The organism is Leisingera sp. NJS204 (assembly GCF_004123675.1).
Classification (GTDB): domain Bacteria; phylum Pseudomonadota; class Alphaproteobacteria; order Rhodobacterales; family Rhodobacteraceae; genus Leisingera.
The window spans coordinates 2347968-2371146 of record NZ_CP035417.1 but is presented as its reverse complement, the minus strand read 5'-3'; the positions used below and the strand labels follow the sequence as shown (position 1 = coordinate 2371146).

The following is a 23179-nucleotide window of genomic DNA, read 5'->3' as shown; positions in this document are numbered from 1 at the left end:
TTGGTCAAAGGTTCTTCCATAATGCTTTGGAATTAATAAGGAAATATGAAGCGCGGGTTAAGGCGGCGGGCGGTGCCTTAACCGTCTGACGACCGGCTTGATTACAGGCGCCGGGGGCGGGCGGGATTGCCTGTCACCGTTTTGCCTGCAGCCACATCCCTGGTCACTACCGCCCCGGCGCCGACGATGGCGCCGTCGCCGATTGTGACACCCGGCAGGAGGATTGCGCCGCCGCCGATCCAGACGTCCGTGCCCAGAGTAACGGGGCGGGCGATCTCCAGCCCTTGCGCCCGTAATGCCCTGTCCTTGTGGTGCTGGGCGCAGTAGATCTGCACATTCGGCCCCAGCATGGCGCCGTCGCCGATGGTGACCGGCGCGGTGTCCAGAATGGTGCAGCCCGCGTTCATGTAGACGTTGCAGCCCAGGGTGATGTTGATGCCATAGGCGCAGTGGAAGGGGGCCTCAACCAGGCAGTTTTCGCCGTGGGCGGCAAAGAGAGCGGCCAGCGGCGGGCTGAGCTGCGCGGCGGGATCAGGCGGGGTGGTGTTGTGCTGATGCACCGCAACGCGGGCCTGGTGCTGCAACACCCCAAGTTCGCTGTCCTGGCAACAGTACCATTCGCCAGCCTGCATTTTCTGCCGTTCGGTTTTGCGCATCAAGACCTCCTGATGGGAGTGAAATGTGGGCTGGAGGGATTGTCAATCGGCGGCAGTGCTCCCGCGCCCGCAGGAGCCCTGGCTGCGCCAAGGCACCTTTGTGCGGCCTTGGGCCGCGCGTTGCTGCGCAACGCAAAAAGGTTTGGCTGAGAAGCGCTTAAGGGGCGGTGTGCCCCTCAAGACGCCGTTTCGAGTGTGTAGTCCGCTGAGACCGCCTTAAGGGTGAATGGCGCAGGCGCCGCTGCTGTGCAGCCCTTGACCCGGCCTCAACAGCAGGTGTGTCAGCGCATGCGCAGGGCGCCGTCAATGCGGATGACTTCGCCGTTGAGGTAGCCCATTTCGACGATAAAGCCCGCGAGGCGGCCGTATTCGCGGGGATCGCCCAGGCGGGCGGGGTTGGGCACATCTGCCGCCAATTGCTGCTGCACTTCTTCCGGCAGGCCGGCCAGCATCGGCGTCATGAAAATGCCGGGCGCGATGGTCATCACGCGGATGCCCGAAGAGGCCAGATCACGCGCCATCGGCAGGCACATGCCGGCCACGCCGCCCTTGGAGGCCGCATAAGCCGCCTGGCCCTTTTGGCCTTCAAAGGCGGCGATCGAGGCGGTGTTGATGATCACCCCGCGGGCGCCGTCAGCGTCCGGAGTGTTCTTGGCGATTTCCACGGCGGCGAGGCGCGCCACGTTGAAAGTGCCGACCAGATTGATGTCAATGGTGCGCTTGTAGGCGTCCAGCGGATGCGCGCCGTCCTTGCCGACGGTCTTAGCACCGATGGCGATGCCGGCGCAGTTCACGCAAGCGGTGATCTTGCCCATCTTCCCGGCGGCGTGGGCGATGGCGGCGGAGACCGAGTCTTCGCTGGTGACGTCGGTCTGGGCGAAATGCCCGCCGATTTCTTCCGCAACTCGGGTTCCGCGGCCGGCGTCGCGGTCCAGGATTGTCACCTGGGCGCCTTGGCCGGCAAAGTAGCGGGCGGTGGCCTCGCCCAGGCCCGAGGCGGCGCCGGTGACAATGGCAGCGGTGTCTGCAAGTTTCATGAGCGGGGCTCCTCCCGGTTATCTGAACGTGTGTTCATATAATGGAGGCGGCCTGCATCTGTCCAGCGGGACGGGACGTCGCGGGCGCTCAAGCGTCCATTTGCTGCCGGTCCAGCAGCGCAAGGGGACGTAAGAGGCGGCCCAACGGCGGCCAAAGGCCCCAGGTTCCGCCCAGGCGGTGCGCCTTGGCGCCGGTGCCGAGTTTGAAACGGGCAAGTCCAGCGGCGCGGCTTGTGTCGATCAGGCCAAGGTCAAGGCGGCAGATGCCCTTGTTGGCAAGCCAGGATGCGGCCTCCCACATCAGCATGGGATGGGCGCTGAGCTGTTTGCCGCGCGCGGTGGTATGGGCGATGTGGTAGGTGGCGCTGCTGCCATGGGTGAGGATCAGGATGGCGGCGACATGGTCTTTGCCCTCGAATGCCTGGAACAGTTTGGCCTGGCCCTTGTTTTCACGCGCATAGGCAAGGGTGAGGGCGATGGGCCAGCTGCGGTAGCCGCGGGCGGTTTGCTGTTTGGCGTCGGCGGCGAACAGCCAGTGGCGCACATCGTGCGGCAGGTTCTGGCGGGTGAGGCGCAGGCCCTGGGATTCGCCGTGGTTCAGCCGGTTGCGCCATTTCTGGTGCAGAGCTGCCCGGCGCTGGTCGGGGGTGCCGGTCAGGTCCCAAAGCGCTGCATGCGCCGGGGTGACAAGCGGTACCGCACCAAGGCGGGCGAGTTGCGGTGCCGGTGTTTCCGGCGACAGGATCAGCGGCGTATGGCCCAGTCCACGCCTGCGCAAGGCTGCCATCAGGGGGGCGGGGTTGCTCAGATCCGCCCGGTTCACCATCGCCAGACGCAGCCCGCCGGGCAGGCGGCGCTGCAGCACCAGCGTGCCCTCCAGCAACAGCGGGTCCTGTCCGCAGGCCATCAGCGCGCGGGCAAACTCCGGCGATTGCTGAAGGGCGCGGAGCGGAGGGCGGCGGGTTGCCGATGGGGGCATACCGGGATCGGGGGCACTGTCGAACATGAGGCCATTAACGCGCTGGAAACCTAATTCATGGTTAACTTCGGGCATGAAGGACAAGAAACAGATTATGGGGCAGGTTATGGGGCAGGCGGCTGCGGCCCCGCGGATGACCAGGGCAGCGGCGCTGCTGATTGCCATCGGCCTGTCGGTGCCGGTGTTTCTGGTGCTGACGCTGGTCGAGGTGTTTCTGCTCTGAGGCAGCCGGGAGCGCCCCCCGCGCCCGCAGCCGCCTTGGCCGTGCCTATTCGCCTTTGTGCGGCCTTGGGGTGACGAACGCCCGGAAAACCGTCCGGGGACGGATTTCAGCGAGGTACGGGTGGAGCCCTGGGCAGGCGCCGCGTTGCGGCGCAAGGAAGCTGGCTGAGAGGCGCTTAAGGGCAGGTTTGCCCTCAAGGCGCCTGTTTGAGTTTACCCTGGCCATCCCCGCCTCAAGGATAAACCGTGCTGCGCACGGCGGCTGCGCCGTCCTTGACCCGGCGCTGGCCTGTATTGGCGTGTGTCTCAAAGGAAGCGCGACCGCGCCGCGCGGCTGCGCGGCGCTATGCCCAACCATGACGGCCCATCTATGATGGGGTCGGAATGGGCGGGAGGGCTTGCTGTAAATGAAAAAGGGGAGCGCGGCGGCTCCCCTGTCTCGTGTTTTTGCCGCCCTGTTCAGCCGTCCAGCCGCACCAGAGCGTGGCGTTTTTTGCCGGCGCTCAGTTTGATTGGCGAGGAGAGCGCGCCTGCGTCGATCATCAGGCCGGCATCGGTCAGCGGCTGGTCGTCGATTTTGGCACCGTTCTCGGAAATCAGCCGTTTGGCGTCCTTGCCGGATTTGGCGAGGCCGGATTTCACGATCAGCTGCACAATGGAAATCCCGTCACCCAGATCCGCCGGAGTGAGCGACAGGGTCGGGAGGTCGTCGCCCACACCGCCCTTCTCAAACACTTCGCGGGCGGTGGCTTCTGCTGCCGCGGCGGCCCCGGCACCGTGCAGCAGCGTGGTCACTTCATTCGCCAGGATCACCTTGGCAGCATTGACTTCAGATCCGGCCAGCGCGCCCAGGCGGTCGCACTCATCAACCGGCAGCTCGGTATAAAGCTTCAGGAACCGGCCCACGTCGGCATCGGTGGTGTTGCGCCAGAATTGCCAGAACTCGTATGGGCTGCGCATTTCGGCATTCAACCAGACCGCGCCGTCCTGCGACTTGCCCATCTTCTTGCCGTCCGAAGTGGTCAGCAGCGGTGAAGTCAGGCCATAGACCTCATGGTCGATGGTGCGGCGGGTGAGGTCGATACCGTTGACGATATTGCCCCATTGATCCGAGCCGCCCATCTGCAGGATGCAGCCGTAGCGGTTGTTCAGCTCCATGAAATCATAGGCCTGCAGGATCATGTAGTTGAACTCGAGGAAGCTGAGCGACTGCTCGCGGTCAAGGCGTGATTTGACGCTTTCGAATGCCAGCATCCGGTTCACCGAGAAATGGCGGCCGATGTCGCGCAGGAATTCCAGGTAGTTCAAGCTGTCCAGCCATTCGGCGTTGTTCAGCATCAGCGCCTTGTTCGGCGCATCGGTGTCGTAGTCGATGTAGGCCGAGAACACCTTCTTGATGCCGGCGATATTGTCGTCGATCTGGGCTTCGGTCAGCAGCGGGCGTTCATCGGCACGAAAGGAGGGGTCGCCCACCTTGGTGGTGCCGCCGCCCATCAAGGTGATCGGCTGGTGGCCGGTCTTCTGGAACCAGCGCAGCATCATGATCTGGATCAGCGAGCCGACGTGCAAGGATTTTGCAGTCGCGTCAAAGCCGATATAGGCCGGGCGCACACCGCTGATCAGGGCGTCATCCAGCCCCTGATAATCGGTGCAGTCCGCGAGGAACCCGCGTTCCATCATGACTGCGACGAAATCCGATTTCGGTGTGTAGGTCATAACATGCCTCGGTCTATGATTTTGCACCATGCCCTATAAATCGCATTGATGCCGGTTGGAACCTGTTTTCCCGGCAATTTATGCGTTGTAGAGTCAGGCGCAAGCGGGCGGGACGGCCCGGAGCCATAAGAACGGGGGCAGGCCATGAGCAGGGCCATAGCAAAATCAGGTCCGGTGCGGGCGCTGGGGGCGATGAGCGGCACTTCGCTGGACGGGGTGGATGCAGCGGTTGTGGTGACCGATGGCGAGCGTATCCACGGGTTCGGCGAGAGCAGTTACCGCGAGTATACCGAAGCCGAGCGCAGCGTGCTGCGGGCCGGGCTGGGCAAATGGACCGGACCGGAGGTCGAAGCGGCTGCCGGGGTTTGCGATGCGGCCCATGCGGCGGCGCTGGCAGAATTCGAGGACGTGGAGATCATCGGCTTTCACGGCCAGACCCTGGCCCATGCGCCGCGGCTGCAGGGTACGCTGCAGGTGGGCGATGGCGCGGCTTTGGCCGAACGCCTGGGCAAGCCGGTGGTCTGGGATTTCCGTTCAGACGATGTGTCGATGGGCGGCGAGGGCGCGCCGCTGGCGCCGTTTTTTCACTTTGCCTGCGCCAAATACATCGGCGCCGAACGGCCGCTGTGTTTCCTGAACCTGGGCGGGGTTGGCAATCTTACCTATGTGGATCCGCGGTTTGAGCGGCCCGAGGGACCCGGCGCGCTGCTGGCGTTTGACACCGGCCCGGCCAATGCGCCGGTTAATGATCTGGTGCAGGAGCGGCTTGGCATTCCCTGGGATGCGGATGGCAAGGTGGCGCGCTCCGGCACCGTGGAAACCGGTGCGCTGGAGCTGTTCCTGGCCGAGCCGTATTTTGCAAGGATGCCTCCCAAGTCGCTGGACCGGAACGATTTTGCCGAGATGGTCGGGCTGGTCAATGAGCTGAGCGATGCGGATGCGGCGGCGACACTGATCGCCATGTGCGCAGCCTCGGTGGCGCAGGGGATGGAGCATTGCCCGGAGCCGCCGGAGGCAGTGCTGGTCACTGGCGGCGGGCGGCACAACCCGGTGCTGATGCAGATGCTGCGGGTGTCGCTGGATTGTGCGGTGAAACCGGTTGAGGACGCAGGCCTGGACGGCGACATGCTGGAGGCGCAGGCCTTTGCCCATCTGGCGGTGCGGGTGGCGCGGGGGATGGCGACGTCCTGCCCTGGCACCACCGGCGTGCGGGCCTGCGTCGGCGGCGGGGTGGTGAGCGTGCCGGGGGCGTGAGATGGAGACGAGGGGACAAGAAACTTCGAAGTTTCTTGTCAAATTTCTTCAAAGAAATTTGTGCGGCCTTTGACGACCGGTCAGCGGGAGATCTGCCGGAGGTAGTCTGATGTGAACTCTGCATACCCTCCCGAAGCCGACTTCAGGTGTGCCTGTGTGATGGCATGGAAAGCGGGCAGCTGGTGGAAAGGCACATTCGGAAAAGCATGATGCTCGGCATGATAAGGCATATTCCAGGCCAGAAAGCGCACCAACCGGTTGGTGAAGGTGGTGCGGGAGTTTTCCAGCATGTTGGCAACTGGCGGGCAGAGCCCGTGTTCTGCCAACAGATAGGCGCGCAGGAACGGCTGGCCGATCAGCAGCGGCACAAGCCATAGCCGCAAAACCAGTGGTGACACCAGCAGGGTCAGCAGGGCGGCTGTGTAGACGGACAACAGTACCCGCGACTCCAGCCGCATGTGCGCGTGGCGGCGTTCCGGCAGGTACGGCGCATCAATGGTGCCAAAGGCGTTGCGCCAGAGGGTCCCCGCCATGCCGCGCCAATAGCCCCAGCCGCTGAGGTATTTCAGCCATTGGGGAATGGTCTCCGGGCGCGGCCCTTGTTCCAGCTCGGGGTCGCGTTCGGGGTCGTTGGTGAACTTGTGATGCGCCAGGTGAAAGTAGCGGAACCAGACAAAGGGCAGCGCCATTGCCAGGGCGCAGAAATGGCCGGCGGCCTCGTTCAGCCACTTGCTGCGGAACGGAGTTTGGTGGGTGCATTCGTGGCTGAGGGTGAACAGGAAGACCAGCAACACCCCGTGCGGCAGCATCAGAAGCGGCCAGAAGGGCACTTGCAGCGCAAGGCCCGTGGTGCAGACAGCCAAAGCGGCAATGTACAGCGCAAGATGCTGCAGCCCCGCAGCATCGGAACGGGTGGTCAAGGACGCTTTGGTCTCCGGCGGCAGCGACTTGATAAGGGTGGTGTGATCCATAGGTGCAGGCATATGGACAGTTTTGTCCAGTCTTCTGATTCGCTGCAAGAGTCGGGGGTCAGCCACGCGGGATGTCAAAGCCAGGCGCAGCAAGTTCGAATCCTTCGAACTGGAAACCGGGCGAGACGGTGCAGCTTACCAATGTGCAGTCTCCGGTTGTGCGAGCCGCCTGCCAGTGACCTTCAGGCACGATCTGCTGCGGCGCGCCTTTGGTCAGATCAGGGGTCAGTATGTGGTCCTGTGCCGGGCCTTCCCTTGTCTCCGCCACCGACAGCACCAGCGGTGCACCGGCGTGGAAAAGCCAGATCTCCGTTGCATCGACCCGGTGCCAATGGCTGTTTTCGCCTTCCTTTAAAAGAAAGTAAATACAGGTGCCTGCGGGGCGGCCTTCATTCCCGGCCCGCCAGGTTTCCCGGTACCATCCGCCTTCGGGGTGCGGCTGCAAGCCCAAATGTTCAATGATCTGATCTGCCGTCACTGCAGGCTCTCCCTTTTGGCGCTGGTAAATCTGTATACCAAGCATATGTTTGGGCAATGGCTTTCACGTTCCCCTTCGATAACACATATGCTGCCCTGCCGGGGCAGTTCTACTCCAAACTGGCGCCGCAGGCGGTGAAGGCGCCGAGGCTGATTGCTTTCAACGAGGATCTGGCCCGGCTGATGCGCATAAGCCCGGGTGAGGCGGCAGAGATGGCGGCGGTCTTTGGTGGCAATCTGGTGCCGGAAGGGGCTGATCCGCTGGCGCAGCTTTACGCCGGGCACCAGTTCGGCACTTATAATCCGCAGCTTGGCGACGGGCGGGCAATCCTACTGGGCGAGACGGTGGGAGCCGACGGTAAGCGCCGGGATGTCCAGCTGAAAGGCTCCGGGCGCACACCCTATTCCCGCAGCGGCGATGGCCGTGCCTGGCTGGGCCCGGTGCTGCGGGAATATGTGGTGAGCGAGGCAATGCATGCGCTTGGCATCCCGACCACCCGCGCGCTGGCGGCGGTTGAGACGGGCGAGACTGTCTGGCGCGAAGGGGGATTGCCCGGTGCGGTTCTGACCCGGGTGGCCTCCAGCCATCTGCGGGTGGGGACGTTTCAGATCTTCGCGGCGCGCGGCGACAAACACAGCCTGCGGCAGCTGACGGACTATGCGATTGCCCGCCATTACCCGAATGCGGATGGAGCCATGGGCCTGCTGAGGGCGGTGCGCGATGCGCAGGCCAAGCTGATTGCAGCCTGGATGGGCGTGGGCTTTATCCACGGGGTGATGAACACTGACAATTCCGCGATTTCGGGCGAGACAATCGACTATGGCCCTTGCGCCTTTATGGACGTCTACCACCCGCATACGGTGTTCTCGTCTATCGACCGCGGGCGGCGGTATGCCTATGCCAACCAGCCCGATATTGCAGTGTGGAACCTGGCGCAGCTGGCCACTGCGCTGATCCAGCAGCTGGACGACCCGCAGGCAGGCGTCGAGGAAGCCACGGAAATCGTTCATGCGATGCCGCAGCTGACCGAGGACGCTTGGCTGACCCGGTTCCGTGCCAAGCTGGGGATCACTTCGGCGCAGGAAGATGACCTGGAGCTGGTCACTGGCCTGTTGGAGCGGATGGCGGAAAACCAAAGCGATTTCACCAATAGTTTCAGGGCGCTGGCGGCGGGCACGGCGCGCGGTCAATTCACCGATCCAGCGGCATATGACAGCTGGGCCGAAGGCTGGCAGGCGCGGCTGGCGGATGAGCCGGACCCGCAAGCGGTGATGCAGGCCGCCAATCCGGCCTTCATCCCGCGCAACCACCGCATCGAAGAGATAATTGCGGGCGCTGTGGCGGGAGACTATGCGCTGTTTCACCGGCTGAACGCAGTTCTGGCCAGCCCTTATGCGGACAAGCCGGAACACACAGACCTGCAGCGTCCGCCAGCGCCGGAGGAAGTGGTGCAGGCGACTTTCTGCGGAACCTGATCTGCTTCTTTCTGGTTTCAAATACTCCCCGGGGGTGAATTGAGCCGTAGGCTCAAGAGGGGGCGGGCAGCCCCCGGCCACGCCTGCGTCGGGATGACGGTTGTGTTTCAGATGTGTCCTGCGCCAAACTCCGGACAAACCTGGAGGCACCGGATGCCCAATCAACCGCCGCAGGATACGCTGCGGATTGCCACTTACAATATTCAGAAATGTATCGGCCTGGACCTGCGCCGCCGGCCTGAGCGTGTCTTGCAGGTGATCGCCGGACTGGCTGCGGACGTGGTGGTGCTGCAGGAGGCTGACAAGCGCTTGCCGCCGCGGCCCGCGGCGCTGCCGCATTTTCTGGTCGCGGAAACCGGCTGGCAGGCGGCGGACCTGGGCGGCGCGGGGTCCCTGGGCTGGCACGGCAATGCGGTGCTGTTCCGGAATGGCGTGGTGCTGCAGGCCAAAGGCCATATCGTTTTGCCGGGGCTGGAGCCGCGCGGCGCGGTCTGGGTTCAGCTGAAGACGGTTTTGGGGCCGGTGCGGGTGATTGGCGCGCATCTGGGGCTGACGGGACGGGCGCGGCGTGAACAGATGCGTGCCTTGGCCCATGCGGCAAAGCGCGAGGACAGCGCGGTGGTGCTGGCGGGGGATTTCAATGAGTGGTCGCGGGGGGCGGTGCTGGAGCATATCACTCCGGCGCTGACTTTCCTGCCGCCCAAGGCGAGCTTTCCGGCGCTGCGGCCCCTGGGGGCACTGGATCGGATTGCGTATTGCAAGCGGTTGAAAGCCGTTGCGCATGGGGTGCATGGTGCCCGGCCTGCGCATATTGCCTCGGACCATTTGCCGGTCTGGGCGGATTTGCAGGCGGTGTGAAGCGGGAGCGCTCCCGCGCCCGCAGGGGCGTCAGGCTGTGCCTGAAGCCCCTTGGCGGCCTTGGGCCGGGCGTTGCTGCGCAACGCAGGGGAGGGGCGCATGTTTGCAGCCGGAACTGTCCCCCCGGACAATTTTCTGCAGGTTTCAACTGCAGGGAACTGCTTCAGGGGCAGAGTTTGCCTCTGAAGGTGGCTGTTTGAATGTGGCTGGTGCTTTGCTGTTCCGGGGCAAGGATGAGCAGCGCTGACGCGCTGCGGCATTACTGTCCTTGACCCGGAGCTGCGCGGGGCAGGCTTAGCGCGCGCGCTGTTTTTGGCCGCCGCGCTGGCCGTTGCTTGCGCCCTGGGGCTTGCCTTGGCCGCCCGAGCCACCGCCGCCGCGGCGGCGCTGGCCGCCGGGTTTGCCGCCGCCGAAACCGCCGCCGCCGCGGCGTGCGCCAGGACGGCCGCCGGGTTTGCCGGCCGCTGCCGGATCCGGCAAAGCCTCCCAGGCGCGGCCCGAGGCGACGGGGATGGTGGTTTTCATCACCTTCTGGATCGCCTTCAGCTCTTCCATTTCATCCGGTGAGCAAAAGGCGATGGCAGCGCCATCCTTGCCCGCGCGCGCGGTGCGGCCGATACGGTGCACATAGGCGTCCGGCACATTGGGCAGCTCGTAGTTGTAGACGTGTTTCACGTCCGGAATGTCCAGCCCTCGGGCGGCCACATCGGTGGCGACCAGAACCTTGATGTCGCCGGATTTAAAGGCGGCAAGGGCGCGCTCGCGCTGGCCCTGGGATTTGTTGCCGTGAATGGCAGCGGCGGCAAAGCCTGCCTTGTCCAGCACCTTCATCAGCTTTTCCATGCCGTGTTTGGTGCGGCCGAAGACCAGTGCGCGCTCGTCCTTGTGGTCGGCCAGCAGCTCTTTGAGCAGGCTCAGCTTTTCGGCCTTGGCGATGAAATGCACCGATTGGGTGACCTTGTCGGCGGCTTTGCCCGGAGGCGAGACTTCGATACGGACCGGGCTTTGCAGGTAGGAGTTGGCGATCTCGTTCATCTGCTTGGGCATGGTGGCCGAGAACAGCATGGTCTGGCGCTCGGCCGGCAGCAGCGCCGCGATCTTGCGCAGAGTGTGGATGAAGCCGAGGTCCAGCATCTGGTCGGCCTCGTCCAGCACCAGGAAGTCGCAGGAGCCGAGATCCAGTGCGCCGCGATCGAGGATGTCAATCAGGCGGCCCGGTGTGGCAACCAGGATGTCGGTGCCCTTGGCGATGCGGGAGATCTGCGGGTTGATGGACACGCCGCCGACAACCAGGCCGACCTTCATCGGGGTGTTTTCGGTGAGGCCTTTCAGGGTCGCTGCGATCTGGTTGGCCAGTTCGCGGGTCGGCGCCAGCACCAGGCCGCGCACGGTGTTGGCAGCGGGCTTGCGGCCGTATTGCATCATCTGCGCGATCAGCGGCACGCCAAATGCGGCGGTCTTGCCGGTGCCGGTCTGCGCGAGACCCAGAACGTCCTGGCCGTTCAGCGCATGCGGAATGGCGCGGGCCTGGATCGGGGTGGGGTCATTGAGGCCCAGGTCCTGGAGCCGGGTGAGGAGCTTTTCAGGAAGCCCCATGGTCGAAAATTCAGTCACGTATCGTCCTTTCACAGCCCTGCGTCAGCACGGGCCGGATCCGCTGCAAACAGCGGTTTCTTGCGGGGCAGGGACCTCGGGCGCGCGCTGGCCGGATGCCAGGCCGCTGGCCTCTGCAATCCCCACGCGTGATTTTGGGAATGTCGGCATATCACTTGACCCCGGGTGTCTTGTCACGCACATGCGGTGCGGCCGGTCTTGGTCTCTGCTCACGCGGCAGGGAGGGATGCCTGGGCGTCAAATGGCTGTGGATAAGCGCATTGTCAACCGTTGATGCCGGCGAAAAGCCTGTTTTCGACGCAGATTGCATCCGCTAAAGAGGAAAGCCAGAAAACCGCGAGGACCTTCGATGCCAAAGCCGATTATCGCCCGTTGCGAAGCCAAGGGGCTGCGCATGACCGGCCAGCGCCGGGTGATTGCCCAGGTGCTTCAGGACAGCGGCGATCACCCGGATGTAGAGGAGCTGTATGCCCGCGCCAGTGCGATGGATGCGGCGATTTCCATCGCCACCGTCTATCGCACGGTGAAGCTGTTCGAGGAGGCGGGCATTCTGGAACGGCTGGAGTTCGGCGACGGGCGCGCGCGGTACGAGGATGCCGAGCGGGATCACCACGACCATCTGATCGATATGAACACCGGCGAGGTGATCGAGTTCTGCGACCCGGAGATCGAGGAACTGCAGGAGCGGATCGCCCGCAAGCTGGGCTATGAGCTGCGCGGGCATAAGCTGGAACTGTACGGGGTGCCGCGCAAGGCGGAGTAGCATCCGCCCCGGCCCCCATTATTTTGCAGAACTCCGGTTGCGCCGGCGGCCTGGGCCGCACGGCGCATCACGGAAATTGATATCTGTGCTCACGTCTTGTCATGACACCGGGTCGCAAACGGAGTTGCCTGCGCCGGGGCGCTGATGTTCTTTGCCCGGATGGTCCGGCGTACTGCCGGACCGGGATACGGGACGCGCGCTTATGAACAACCTGCATGGTATTCTGCTGGTCATTGCCTCAATGGCTTTTTTCACGCTTGAAGACATGTTCATCAAGCGTCTGTCGGCCACTTTGCCGGTGGGGCAGATCCTGGTTTTTCTGGGGCTGGGCAGCGGGCTTGTCTTTGCGGTCATGGCCAAGATGCAAGGGCACCGGCTGATGGCGGCGCGGGCCTGGCGCAAAAAGCCGGTGATGCGGGCCGCCATGGAAGCGGTGTCGGCGATGGGGTTTGCCTCGGCTTTGGCGCTGGTGGATATCTCGACCGTGGCCGCAGTGTTTCAGGCAACGCCTTTGGTGATCACCATGGGGGCGGCGTTGTTTCTGAAGGAGGACGTGGGCTGGCGGCGCTGGCTGGCGATCTGCGTGGGCTTTGCTGGCGTTCTGCTGATCATCCGGCCCGGGCTGGACGGGTTTGAGCCAGCGGCGCTGCTGGTTGTTGTTGCAGTGCTGGGGGTTGCGGCGCGCGATCTGATGACCCGCACAATGGACAGCGGTGTGCCATCAACGGTGTTGAGTTTTCAGGCATTTATGGCGGTCATCCCGGCGGGGGTTTTGCTGCTGATCTTCACACCGGGCGATGCGCAGGCGCTGGCGGGCGGCGAGTGGATGATGATGGCCGGCGGTGTGCTGTTCGGGGTGCTGGGCTATTACGGCATCGTGACGGCGACGCGGGTTGGCGATGCTTCGGCGGTGACGCCGTTCCGCTATACAAGGCTGCTGTTTTCGATCCTTGCAGGCGTCATCGTCTTCGGCGAACGTCCCGATACGATGACCCTGGCCGGGTCGGCGCTGATTATCGCATCCGGTCTTTATACCTTTGTCCGGGAGCAGCGGCTGGCCCGGCGGGCGCGGCGCGCGGCGGCTGCTGCGGCCTGAGGTCTCAGGCCGGCAGCGCGGCGTGCAATTGTTCAACCCTGTTGGCGCAAACAGAGCAATGTTAGCCCTAAACCGCCGCTTTCATGTGTGTTAGCGATAACGCGACCGGTTTACATTTCCGCCGCGGCTGGTATGACGCTGGCAACAGAACGCGCCGCTTTCAGGCCAAACCAAGGATGGACAGATGAGCACCATTATCGACATTCACGCCCGTGAGATTCTCGACAGCCGGGGCAACCCGACGGTTGAGGTCGACGTGATCCTGGAAGACGGCACAATGGGCCGCGCCGCCGTGCCTTCGGGCGCCTCGACCGGCGCCTATGAGGCAGTAGAGAAGCGCGACGGCGACAAATCCCGTTACCTCGGAAAAGGCGTGCTGGAAGCGGTCGCCGCAGTGAACGGCGAGATCGCCGAGGAGCTGGTCGGCTTTGACGCCTGCGAGCAGGTCGCCGTGGATATGGCGATGATCGAGCTGGACGGCACCGAGAACAAAGCCCGCCTGGGCGCCAACGCGATCCTGGGCGTGTCGATGGCGGTGGCCAAGGCTGCGGCCGATTTCACCACCCAGCCGCTGTACCGCTATATCGGCGGCACTTCGGCGCGGGTGCTGCCGGTGCCGATGATGAACATCATCAACGGCGGTGAGCACGCCGACAACCCGATCGACATTCAGGAATTCATGATCATGCCGGTGGCCGCGGAGAACATCCGCGACGCGGTGCGCATGGGGTCAGAAGTGTTCCACACCCTGAAGAAAGAGCTGTCGGCGGCGGGTCTTTCGACCGGTATCGGCGACGAGGGCGGCTTTGCCCCCAACATTGCCTCGACCCGCGAAGCGCTTGACTTCGTTCTGAAATCGATTGAGAAGGCGGGTTATAAGCCGGGTGAGGAAATCCATCTGGCGCTGGATTGCGCGGCGACCGAGTATTACAAGGACGGTAAATACGTGCTGTCCGGCGAAGGCAAAACCCTGTCGTCCGAGGAAAACGTGGCCTACCTGGCGGCGCTGGTGAACGACTATCCGATCATTTCGATCGAAGACGGCATGGGCGAAGACGACTGGGACGGCTGGAAGGCCCTGACCCAGGAGATCGGCGACAAGGTGCAGCTGGTGGGCGACGACCTGTTTGTGACCAACCCGGCGCGCCTGGCCGAGGGCATCGAGCGCGGCTGCGCCAACTCGATGCTGGTGAAGGTGAACCAGATCGGCACCCTGACCGAGACCCTGAAGGCGGTCGATATGGCGCATCGTGCGCGCTACACCAACGTGATGTCGCACCGTTCGGGCGAGACCGAGGACGCGACCATTGCCGACCTCGCCGTCGCCACCAACTGCGGCCAGATCAAGACCGGCTCGCTGGCGCGCTCTGACCGGCTCGCCAAGTACAACCAGCTGATCCGGATTGAGGAAATGCTGGGCGAAGTGGCCGAATACGCAGGCCGTTCGATCCTGAAGCGCTGAGCGCCTCCATTACGAAGAATGATCCGGAAGGGCTGGTGTCAATCAGCCCTTCTTTTTTCGAGGAGTCATTTTCGATGGGCGTATTTTTGAACCTGCCTGAAGCGGTGAAAACTCTATTCGAAGCACGGGCAAAGCTGGAAGATGAATTCGCGGGTTCAGGTTTGAAGTTTACTCTGGATGGCAAGCTTGTAGGCGACATCGGAGAAGCAATCGCCTCCCGCGCCTTTGGTCTCAAAATCACGGCCAACAATAGTCCGGGTATCGATGCGACGATAGCCGACGGAAGGACTGTTCAGATCAAGGCAACTGGGGACCCTAAAGGAGCGGCACATTTTCGACCGCATAACACTGGTGCCGATTTTCTTATTGTCCTGTTGCTTGACTATAAAAAGCTGAAGGCCGAAATCGTTTACAACGGGCCGGAGGCGTGTGTCCGTACCCATTTGAATGAGAACACCAACTTTGCGAGCCAGCGCCCGGTGTCTTTGCGGCAGCTGCGGGTGATGCAGGAAAAGAACACCGCTTCTGCTCAATTGCCATTGGTCAGATACACAGCCGCGTGATTGGCTTTCCCGCATGCAGCGACGACGGAACCGGCAGAGGTCAAAAATAAATGATGCAGACACCCTCTCCGAAAAACAGCTATCAAACCGCCCACGCGGACCTGCTGCTGACGTCCTTTGCCCAGGCCACCGACCGCCCGCTGCTGGAGGGGGCGGATGCCGAGGCGCTGTACCGTGCGCCTTTCCCGGTGCTGTCGCACAACACTGCCGCCGATCCGGTGCTGACCTATGGCAATCTGGCGGCGCAGCGCTTGTGGGAGATGGGCTGGGAGAAGCTGACAGCCATGCCGTCGCGGCTGACGGCGGAGCCTGCACACCGCGGCCAGCGGGACGCGATGTTCGCTGAGATGCGCGCAAAGGGCTTTATCAGCAATTACACAGGCGTGCGGATCAGTGCCCTGGGGCGGCGGTTCGAGATCCGCAATGCTATCATCTGGCCCTTGCTGGGGGCGGATGGGAGTAAACTGGGTGAGGCGGCGACGTTCCGCGACTTTGCTTTTCTCTAGCTCCGCCCGCAGGCAGGGCAGGATGCAGAAGGTGAACGGAAAACAGGGCCCGCGGTTGTGTGGCCCGGTTCACAGACGGGCTTTCACGGACATGTTACCTTAGTCTTACGCGGTCCGGGTGTTACCGCGGGAGAGGAGAGACCAGCATGCCAAAACAAGGTTTTCGCAAATTGGCAATTCCAGCGGGTCTTTCAATACTACCAGGGTGCAGCAGCCCGGAATACTCCCCGCTTGGCGGGGATGCCGCTGCACCGCCGGATCCGGTCAGAAGTTGTGAGTGCAACGGCCGGTTTCATCTACCATCCGGGAATTCAGGACCGGATGGCTGGCGCCCTGGCCGGGGGGCGGAGCGTCAGACCTAAGGAGAGTGCGGCGGCACATTTAGTCCGCCGCGGTGCGTGAGGTTCCATCACCGCGCGAACTGGCACATTGTTTTGTCTGGCTGTTTTGAATTGCCACCGTGCCTGCCGCAGCTCCAACTGCCATTTCGGCAGCGATAGAACAGGCTCTTTGGGGGGAGAGCTGGTCAGAAGGCGCAGCTTGACGGCTGTGCCTTTTGGCTTACATCTCCTTGGTCATCAGCATGTAGCTGTCGCGCGGCTTAAACCGGGTGCGCAGATAGAGCCGCCGGGCGGTCTCGTTTTCACGGTCCACCTCCAGATGCAGGGCACGCAATCCAGCCGTGGCCAGGGTTTTCGGCAGTTCGGTCAGCACCTCGGTGGCAACGCCGCGGCCGCGCACCGCGGGGCGGATGTACAGTTCATCCACAAAGCCGTCCATGCCGCCGAATTCCACCGACCAGCCAAAGGTGATGACGATATAGCCGATCGGCGCGCGGGTCGGGCCGATCAGGTAGACCGCGCCGTAAGGGTGCCCGTTCAGCAGCGGCTCAACCCCGGCGCGGCGGTGGTCCTCGGTTGTCTCCAGGCCGGATTCGGCATGGAAAGCGGCAACCAGCGCCAGCACCCGGTCCAGGTGTTCAGGCTTGGCAAGATGCAGGGCGGCGCTCATAGTCGGGCGAGCCTTTCGGTCAGAAGTTTAAAGAAACCGTCCGCGTCGGCATCGCCGATAAACAGGGCATTGGGTTTTCGGCCGGTGACGCCCCACCAGTCGGCGACGGTCATGCCAAGGGTGAGTTCGGAACGTGTTTCGATCTCGACATTCACATGACGGCCGGCGAACAGGCCGGGCTGCAACAGCCAGGCAATGACACAGGGGTCATGCAGCGGGCCGCCTTCGGAGCCGTATTTTTCCACATCGAAGCGTTCGAAAAAATCGAGCATATCTGCGGTGAAGCTGCCCACGCGGGAATTCAGGGCGCGGATTGCTTCGATGCGGGGTCTGGTGGCCAGCACCTTATGCGTCACGTCCAGCGGCATCACGGTGATCGGCGCGCCGGATCTGAACAGGATTTCAGCGGCTTCCGGGTCGACGTAAATGTTGAATTCAGCCGCCGGGGTTATGTTGCCGACCTCGAAATAAGCGCCGCCCATCATCACGACGTCCTGCACCCGTTCAATGATGTCGGGCGCCCGGTTGAAGGCGGCGGCAATGTTCGTGAGCGGCCCCAGCGTGCAGAGGGTGACAGTGCCTGCAGGCTCCCGGCGCAGGGTGTCGATGATGAAATCGACGCCGTGCCCTTCGGCAAGCGGCATGTCCGGCTCCCACAGCGTTGGCCCGTCGAGGCCGGTTTGGCCGTGCACATGTTCGGCGGTGATCAGCGGCCGGCAAAGCGGCGCCTTGCTGCCCGCGTAAACCGGCACATGCGTCTTGCCTGCAGCTTCGCAGGCAATTCGGGCGTTCTTGCTGGTAAGCGCAAGCGGCACATTGCCTGCGACACAGGTGATGCCAAGCAGATCCAGGTCTTCGGGGCTGGCCAGCGCCAGCAGGATGGCCACTGCATCATCCTGTCCGGGATCGGTGTCGATGATGATTTTTCTCGGTGCCATGGCACTCTCCGCTGCTGGTGAGCCATGAGACTACGCGCAGTTTAGCCGGGATTGAACCGCTGCCGCACCGGCGGTGCAAATTTCCGGACATTTTCTGCGACGGAAGTTTGCCGTTGCGGCGTTTGCTTTCTATGGTTGCTTGACGCAGCGTCAGGCGGGGCGGGATGGTCCCGGATGCGCAGCGGCTTTTGAAGCCCGGAGACGGGAAGTATTGGTTCTGCGGTGTTTTGCCGGAAGATGTATTTTGATTTTCATGAGGAATAAGAGACATGAGCAATGATCCCAAAGTTGTCGGCGACATTCTGAAGGACAAGAAGATGACCGCTTCTTACATGGAGTACTGCAAGCGGCGTTACTGTCTGAATGAGTTCATGTTCACGCAGAACAAGGGCAACCCGGAATCGCTGTGGGCCCGCTATATGGATCAGAAAAAGGGCAAGGAGCCGGTCAATATCACCTCGAAGACCTACAATGCGGCCAAGCTTCTGGCGGAGAAGAAGGACTTCAAGAGCGGCGATTGGAAGAAGATCATCGAGACCGGCAAAAAAGAAGTCGTCCTGATGCTGAACAAGGATGTGATGGGCTTCACCGGCAGCGATGAATACAAGAAATACGTGGCCGAAAACCGGATGGGCGATCCCAAGAAGGCGGCCAAGCTGCTGGGCATCACCGATGTGAAAAAGCTGAAGGATGTGATGGTCAATATCGCTGTTGGCGACAAGAAGACCGGCGAGAAGCTGTGGAAAGATCTGATGAAGAAGGAAAAGATCATTCAGGACTTCAAGACCATCATGGGAAACCTGAAGAAGGCCGGCCTGGCCTGAAGCCTTTGGCTGCCCGGCGGCTGCGCCGCCGGGATATGAGTATTTGGAGAAAGATGAATGAAAGATGCGCGCTCAGGCACGTTCATCTGCCTTGACCGCGTCCCAGAGGTCGTCCATTTCGGCCAGATCGCTGTCCTCGGGGCGTTTGCCGCGGGCGGTTAGCTTGGCTTCGACGCCTTCGAACCGGCGGGTGAATTTGGCGTTGGCGGCGCGCAGGGCGGCTTCGGGCTCAACCCCCAGATGGCGGCCCAGATTGGCCATCACAAACATCAGGTCGCCGAATTCTTCTTCGACTTCTGTCTGAGTGAGGGTGTCGCGGGCCTCGACCAGTTCGGCGCATTCCTCGGTGATCTTGGCGATGACATTGTCGGCGGAGGGCCAGTCAAAGCCGACGCGCGCGGCGCGTTTTTGCAACTTGTAGGCACGCAAGAGGGCAGGCAGGCCCACGGCGACGCCATCCAGTGTGCCTTTCTGTTCCTTTCCGGCGCGTTCCGCTGCCTTGATCGCTTCCCAATCCCGGGTTTGCTGTTCGGCGGATTTCTCGCGGTTTTCATCCCCGAACACATGCGGATGGCGTGAGACCATCTTGTCCGACATGGTCCGGACCACGTCCTGAAAGGTGAAGTGACCTGCCTCCTGCGCCATCTGGGCGTGGAAGACGGATTGGAACAGCAGATCACCGAGTTCGCCCTTCAGCTCATCCCAGGCTCCGCGGTCGATTGCATCGGCAACTTCGTAAGCCTCTTCAATGGTATAGGGGGCGATGCTGGCAAAATCCTGTTCGACGTCCCAGGGGCAGCCGGTCTGGGGATCGCGCAGGCGCGCCATGATTTCAAGCAGGCGTTCGATGCCTGCGGTCTCATCGTGAATCAGGTCTGTTTGGGGCATTGCGGCGGCTCTTGTTCCAGTGTCTGATGCATCAATCCCGAGTCTGCTGCAGGAGTCCACCCCAATGCCCGTTGTGAACCGTATTGCCGATTACGCCGAGGAGATGAAGGCCTGGCGGCGGCATCTGCATCAGATCCCCGAGCTGGCGCTGGACCTGCCCAAGACCGCCGCCTTTGTGGCGGAGCGGTTGCGGGAAATCGGGGTTGATGAGCTGCATGAGGGGATCGCGCAGACCGGCATGGTGGCGATCATCAACGGGCGTGGGGATGGTCCGACCATCGGCTTGCGGGCTGATATGGACGCATTGCCGATCCCGGAGGAGACCGGGGTTGGGTATGTTTCGGGTCATGCGGGCAATATGCATGCCTGCGGCCATGACGGGCATACCGCCATGCTGCTGGGGGCGGCGAAATACCTGGCGGAGACGCGTAACTTCATGGGCCGGGCGGCGCTGATCTTTCAACCCGCCGAGGAGGCGATCGGCGGCGCGCGCATCATGGTTGAAGAAGGCATCATGGAGCGGTTTAATATCGGCGAGGTCTATGCGCTGCACAATGCGCCGGGGCTGCCGGCGGGGCATTTCCTGACCACGCCCGGGGCGCTGATGGCGGCGGTGGACACCTTTCACATTCACATTCAGGGGCAGGGCGGCCATGGTGCGATGCCGCATGAAACCCGTGATCCGGTGATGGCGGCCTGCGGTATGGCGCAGGCGATCCAGACCATCGTGTCGCGGAACCATCACACGCTGGAGGATCTGGTGGTCTCGGTTACTCAGATCCATACCGGCACTGTCGATAATGTGATCCCGGATACCGCCTATATCAACGGCACCGTGCGCACCTTTAACCCGGAGGTGCAGAAGATGGTGAGGCGGCGGATGAAGGAGATCGTGGCGGGGCAGGCTGCCAGTTACGGTGTTGAGGCGGAACTGGACTATGAGATCGGGTATCCGGCCACATTCAACGATGCGGAGAAGACCGCATTTGCGGTGGAGGTTGCCAAGGAGATCGCGGGCGAGGGCAATGTTGTGCCTGATGGCGGCCGCGAGATGGGGGCGGAGGATTTTGCCTATATGCTGCAGGCGCGGCCCGGCTCCTACCTGTTTCTGGGTCAGGGCAGCAGTGCGGGGCTGCACCACCCCAAGTATGATTTCAACGACGCGATCGCACCGGTCGGGGCGTCGTTCTTTGCCCGGCTGGTGGAGCGGGCGCAGCCGGTGGGCGGCTAAAGCCTGCGCAGATGACAGGGGCCTGCAAAGCGGGTATTTGATCAAAATCTGAAGCCGAAGGACAGGGATGCATCGCCATGGCACTGGAAGACGCAAAACACATGATCGATCACGCCTTCACCCGCGAGGACATGAAGGGTTTGAGTTTTGAGATCACCTTTGGCGGGGCGGTGTCATTTTTGCGCCGTAAATACACCAAGGACCTGACCGGCGTGGATATTGCCGTCACCGGCGTGCCGTTTGACCAGGCGGTGACCAACCGGCCCGGCACGCGGCTGGGGCCGCGGGCGATCCGCGAGGCCTCTACGTTGCAAAGCCCGGATGAACCTTATGGCTGGCCGCATAAACCCTTAAGCACTCTGGCGATTGCCGACTATGGCGACCTGGCATTTGATCATGCCAATGTGCCGGGATTTCCCACCGCCCTGACGGAGCATATCCGGGGCATTCTGGCACAGGACACGGCATCGGTTGTGCTGGGCGGCGATCACTACATCAGTTTTCCCATCCTGAAAGCCTATGCCGAGAAATACGGGCCGATCTCGCTGCTGCAGTTTGATGCCCATACCGACACCTGGCCGGATGACAACATGGACCGGGTGGATCACGGCACCATGTTCTATAAGGCGGTGAAATTGGGGATCGTTGACCCTGCAACATCCGTTCAGGTGGGGATCCGCACCACAAATGACGATACGCTGGGCGTCAACATCATTGACGCCCCCACAGTGCATGAGATCGGCCCGGTGAAGACCGCGAAGCGGATCAAGGCGATCCTGGGCGACCGGCCGGCTTACCTGACATTTGACATCGACTGCCTGGACCCGGCTTATGCGCCCGGCACCGGCACGCCGGTCTGGGGCGGGCTGACCTCGGCGCAGGCGGCGCGCATTCTGCGGGAGATTGCCGGCATCAATATCAAGGGCGGTGACGTGGTGGAGGTCTCTCCCCCCTTTGACACAACTGGCGCAACTGCTATTGCCGGGGCACATGTGGCGACGGAAATCATCTGCCTACTGGGCTGGAACATGAGAGACAATGACTGACTTCAATCAACCGATCAGCGGCAATGACCTGGCCCGGTTCTCCGGGCCGAACACTTTTATGCGGCTGCCGCAGGCAACCTCTCTGGAGGGCCTGGATGTGGCCGTTCTGGGGGTTCCAATGGACATTGGCACCTCCTGGCGGTCGGGCACCCGTTTCGGCCCCAAGCAGATCCGTGCTGAAAGCGCGATGCTGCGGCCCTATAACATGGCCACGGGGGCAGCACCCTTTGACAGTCTGAACATTGGCGATATCGGTGATCTGGCGATCAACACGTTTTCGCTGCCGGAATCGCTGCGCATCATTCAGGAAAGCTATGAGGCGATCCTGTCCGGCGGGGTGATCCCGGTGGCAATGGGCGGCGATCATTCGATCACCCTGCCGATTCTGCGGGCGATTGCCAAGAAATACGGCCCCGTGGCGCTGGTGCATGTGGATGCCCATGCGGATGTGAACGACGAGATGTTCGGTGAGCGCGAAACCCATGGCACCGTGTTCCGCCGCGCCTTTGAAGAAGGGCTGATTGTCCCCGACAAGACTTATCAGATCGGTATCCGCGGCACAGGTTACGCCGCCAGCGATTTTACCGAGGCGCAAAGCTGGGGTTTTCAGCATTTTCCCGCGGCGGAGCTGTGGGGGCGGCAGCTGCATCAGATGGGTGCGGAAATTCGCCGCGATATCGGCAATAGGCCGGTTTATGTGTCTTATGATATCGATAGTCTGGACCCGGCTTATGCACCGGGAACCGGCACGCCGGAAATCGGCGGGCTGACCACGCCGCAGGCGCTGGAGCTGATCCGGTCGCTGAAGGGGGTGAACATCGTGGGCTGCGACCTGGTGGAGGTGTCGCCGCCGTATGATCCCTCGGGCAACACGGCTTTGGTGGGTGCCAATCTGCTCTATGAGCTGCTGTGCGTGCTGCCGGGGGTGACGACAAAATAAGCGGTCCGGCCTGCACGTCAGGCCGGGGGAGGGCCGCAAAGGGAGGAGGCAAGGGTTGACCTTGAAACCGCAATGAGGCGGCTGATGCTGTTTGCTTGGCTGGTATTGGCGGCAGGCATTGCTGTCTTGGGCTTTGTCCGGCTGGCGCCAAGCGATCCGCTGGATTGGAACACTCAGCCGGAGTTCACTGAAGACAAGGAGTTCCGAGGCGGCGTGTTCCGGGTGGTGCGCAGCGGCCCGGACGGGCTGGAGCGGTTCCATCGCATCGCCAGCCACGCCCCGCGCACCAGCGTGCTGGCAGGCGGGCCGGCAGATGGAATGGTGACCTATATCACCCGCACCCAGGTGCTGGGGTTTCCGGATTATACTACCGCCGCGCAGGACGGGGATCTGCTGAAGGTCTATGCGCGGCTGCGGTTCGGGCGGTCGGATCTGGGCGCCAACAAGGAGCGGATCAACGGCTGGCTCGCCGAGATGGAAGCGGCGCCGCAGGCCGCTGCGGCCGGAGAGTAAGCGGCGGCTCCCGCCTGTTCGCGGGCTTTTGGGAAAAGCCCCTCACAGTTGGGCCGGGCGCCGCGCAAAGCGCGGCGCAGGCTCATCGGCCCATGGCCGATGAGCCACGGTTTTTGCTGAGAAGCGCTTCAGGGGCCG

Annotated in this window: 24 protein-coding genes; 14 read left to right on the top strand and 10 right to left on the bottom strand. The window is 62.7% G+C overall.

Annotation, left to right across the window (positions count from 1 at the left end):
- Window positions 1-101 precede the first annotated feature (101 nt).
- The 3 genes from ETW24_RS11605 to ETW24_RS11595 form a co-directional block, all read right to left on the bottom strand.
- The gene (locus ETW24_RS11605; protein WP_129371203.1) at window positions 102-656 is read right to left on the bottom strand and encodes a sugar O-acetyltransferase; all 555 of its coding nucleotides are present in this window, start codon (window positions 654-656) and stop codon (window positions 102-104) included.
- Between the two features lie 281 nt (window positions 657-937).
- Entirely contained in the window at window positions 938-1693 is a 756-nt protein-coding gene (locus tag ETW24_RS11600) for an SDR family NAD(P)-dependent oxidoreductase (RefSeq protein ID WP_129371202.1), read from the bottom strand.
- Window positions 1694-1781: 88 nt separating this feature from the next.
- On the bottom strand, window positions 1782-2699 hold the full coding sequence (locus tag ETW24_RS11595; protein ID WP_129372914.1) for a GNAT family N-acetyltransferase: 918 nt from the start codon (window positions 2697-2699) through the stop codon (window positions 1782-1784).
- A 46-nt stretch (window positions 2700-2745) separates the two neighbouring features.
- Here ETW24_RS11595 and ETW24_RS24280 point away from each other — a divergent pair, with 46 nt between their 5' ends.
- Window positions 2746-2895, top strand: coding sequence for a hypothetical protein (locus tag ETW24_RS24280; RefSeq protein WP_164982739.1), 150 nt, complete (start codon window positions 2746-2748; stop codon window positions 2893-2895).
- A 458-nt stretch (window positions 2896-3353) separates the two neighbouring features.
- Here the strand turns inward: ETW24_RS24280 and tyrS are convergent, their stop codons facing one another.
- Window positions 3354-4610 (bottom strand): tyrosine--tRNA ligase, encoded by a 1257-nt coding sequence (gene tyrS / locus ETW24_RS11590; protein WP_129371201.1) that lies wholly within the window; start codon window positions 4608-4610, stop codon window positions 3354-3356.
- 144 nt (window positions 4611-4754) lie between these two features.
- On the opposite strand from tyrS, the gene ETW24_RS11585 reads away from it, so the two are divergent.
- Entirely contained in the window at window positions 4755-5864 is a 1110-nt protein-coding gene (locus ETW24_RS11585) for an anhydro-N-acetylmuramic acid kinase (protein WP_129371200.1), read from the top strand.
- 80 nt (window positions 5865-5944) lie between these two features.
- Here the strand turns inward: ETW24_RS11585 and ETW24_RS11580 are convergent, their stop codons facing one another.
- Window positions 5945-6847, bottom strand: coding sequence for a fatty acid desaturase (locus ETW24_RS11580; protein ID WP_129371199.1), 903 nt, complete (start codon window positions 6845-6847; stop codon window positions 5945-5947).
- Between the two features lie 46 nt (window positions 6848-6893).
- Window positions 6894-7313, bottom strand: coding sequence for a cupin domain-containing protein (locus ETW24_RS11575; protein ID WP_129371198.1), 420 nt, complete (start codon window positions 7311-7313; stop codon window positions 6894-6896).
- Between the two features lie 56 nt (window positions 7314-7369).
- Between ETW24_RS11575 and ETW24_RS11570 the strand changes: the two genes are divergently transcribed.
- Both ETW24_RS11570 and ETW24_RS11565 read left to right on the top strand, forming a co-directional pair.
- The gene (locus tag ETW24_RS11570) at window positions 7370-8788 is read left to right on the top strand and encodes a protein adenylyltransferase SelO (RefSeq protein WP_129371197.1); all 1419 of its coding nucleotides are present in this window, start codon (window positions 7370-7372) and stop codon (window positions 8786-8788) included.
- Between the two features lie 153 nt (window positions 8789-8941).
- Complete coding sequence (locus ETW24_RS11565) at window positions 8942-9646, top strand: endonuclease/exonuclease/phosphatase family protein (RefSeq protein ID WP_129371196.1); 705 nt, start codon at window positions 8942-8944, stop codon at window positions 9644-9646.
- A gap of 294 nt (window positions 9647-9940) precedes the next feature.
- Here ETW24_RS11565 and ETW24_RS11560 read toward each other — a convergent pair whose 3' ends face one another.
- A complete protein-coding gene (locus ETW24_RS11560; RefSeq protein WP_237454670.1) occupies window positions 9941-11260 on the bottom strand; it encodes a DEAD/DEAH box helicase in 1320 nt (439 codons plus the stop codon).
- Between the two features lie 349 nt (window positions 11261-11609).
- On the opposite strand from ETW24_RS11560, the gene ETW24_RS11555 reads away from it, so the two are divergent.
- The 5 genes from ETW24_RS11555 (at window position 11610) to ETW24_RS11535 (ending at window position 15650) form a co-directional block, all read left to right on the top strand.
- Window positions 11610-12023: a Fur family transcriptional regulator gene (locus ETW24_RS11555; RefSeq protein WP_129371195.1), complete on the top strand. Its 414-nt coding sequence runs from the start codon at window positions 11610-11612 to the stop codon at window positions 12021-12023.
- Between the two features lie 202 nt (window positions 12024-12225).
- Window positions 12226-13119 (top strand): DMT family transporter, encoded by an 894-nt coding sequence (locus ETW24_RS11550; protein WP_129371194.1) that lies wholly within the window; start codon window positions 12226-12228, stop codon window positions 13117-13119.
- A 184-nt stretch (window positions 13120-13303) separates the two neighbouring features.
- On the top strand, window positions 13304-14581 hold the full coding sequence (gene eno, locus ETW24_RS11545) for a phosphopyruvate hydratase (protein ID WP_129371193.1): 1278 nt from the start codon (window positions 13304-13306) through the stop codon (window positions 14579-14581).
- 74 nt (window positions 14582-14655) lie between these two features.
- Window positions 14656-15144 carry a DUF6998 domain-containing protein gene (locus ETW24_RS11540; protein ID WP_129371192.1) on the top strand — a complete coding sequence of 163 codons (489 nt, stop codon included), beginning with the start codon at window positions 14656-14658 and terminating at the stop codon, window positions 15142-15144.
- Between the two features lie 50 nt (window positions 15145-15194).
- Window positions 15195-15650 carry an MEKHLA domain-containing protein gene (locus ETW24_RS11535; protein WP_254695601.1) on the top strand — a complete coding sequence of 152 codons (456 nt, stop codon included), beginning with the start codon at window positions 15195-15197 and terminating at the stop codon, window positions 15648-15650.
- 561 nt (window positions 15651-16211) lie between these two features.
- On the opposite strand, the gene ETW24_RS11525 is transcribed toward ETW24_RS11535, so the two are convergent.
- Window positions 16212-16661: a GNAT family N-acetyltransferase gene (locus ETW24_RS11525; protein WP_129371191.1), complete on the bottom strand. Its 450-nt coding sequence runs from the start codon at window positions 16659-16661 to the stop codon at window positions 16212-16214.
- Window positions 16658-17599 carry a nucleoside hydrolase gene (locus ETW24_RS11520; protein WP_129371190.1) on the bottom strand — a complete coding sequence of 314 codons (942 nt, stop codon included), beginning with the start codon at window positions 17597-17599 and terminating at the stop codon, window positions 16658-16660. The genes ETW24_RS11525 and ETW24_RS11520 overlap by 4 nt, the downstream gene beginning before the upstream one ends.
- Before the next feature lie 269 nt (window positions 17600-17868).
- Here ETW24_RS11520 and ETW24_RS11515 point away from each other — a divergent pair, with 269 nt between their 5' ends.
- Window positions 17869-18423 (top strand): hypothetical protein, encoded by a 555-nt coding sequence (locus ETW24_RS11515; RefSeq protein WP_129371189.1) that lies wholly within the window; start codon window positions 17869-17871, stop codon window positions 18421-18423.
- A gap of 72 nt (window positions 18424-18495) precedes the next feature.
- On the opposite strand, the gene mazG is transcribed toward ETW24_RS11515, so the two are convergent.
- Entirely contained in the window at window positions 18496-19311 is an 816-nt protein-coding gene (gene mazG / locus ETW24_RS11510) for a nucleoside triphosphate pyrophosphohydrolase (protein WP_129371188.1), read from the bottom strand.
- Between the two features lie 64 nt (window positions 19312-19375).
- On the opposite strand from mazG, the gene ETW24_RS11505 reads away from it, so the two are divergent.
- From ETW24_RS11505 to ETW24_RS11490, 4 genes are all read left to right on the top strand, one after another.
- A complete protein-coding gene (locus ETW24_RS11505) occupies window positions 19376-20542 on the top strand; it encodes a M20 aminoacylase family protein (protein ID WP_129371187.1) in 1167 nt (388 codons plus the stop codon).
- Window positions 20543-20619: 77 nt separating this feature from the next.
- Window positions 20620-21588, top strand: coding sequence for an agmatinase (gene speB, locus ETW24_RS11500; protein WP_129371186.1), 969 nt, complete (start codon window positions 20620-20622; stop codon window positions 21586-21588).
- Window positions 21581-22528 carry an agmatinase gene (gene speB / locus ETW24_RS11495; RefSeq protein ID WP_129371185.1) on the top strand — a complete coding sequence of 316 codons (948 nt, stop codon included), beginning with the start codon at window positions 21581-21583 and terminating at the stop codon, window positions 22526-22528. The genes speB (ETW24_RS11500) and speB (ETW24_RS11495) overlap by 8 nt, the downstream gene beginning before the upstream one ends.
- A gap of 72 nt (window positions 22529-22600) precedes the next feature.
- Window positions 22601-23041: a DUF1499 domain-containing protein gene (locus tag ETW24_RS11490; RefSeq protein WP_129371184.1), complete on the top strand. Its 441-nt coding sequence runs from the start codon at window positions 22601-22603 to the stop codon at window positions 23039-23041.
- Window positions 23042-23179 lie beyond the last annotated feature (138 nt).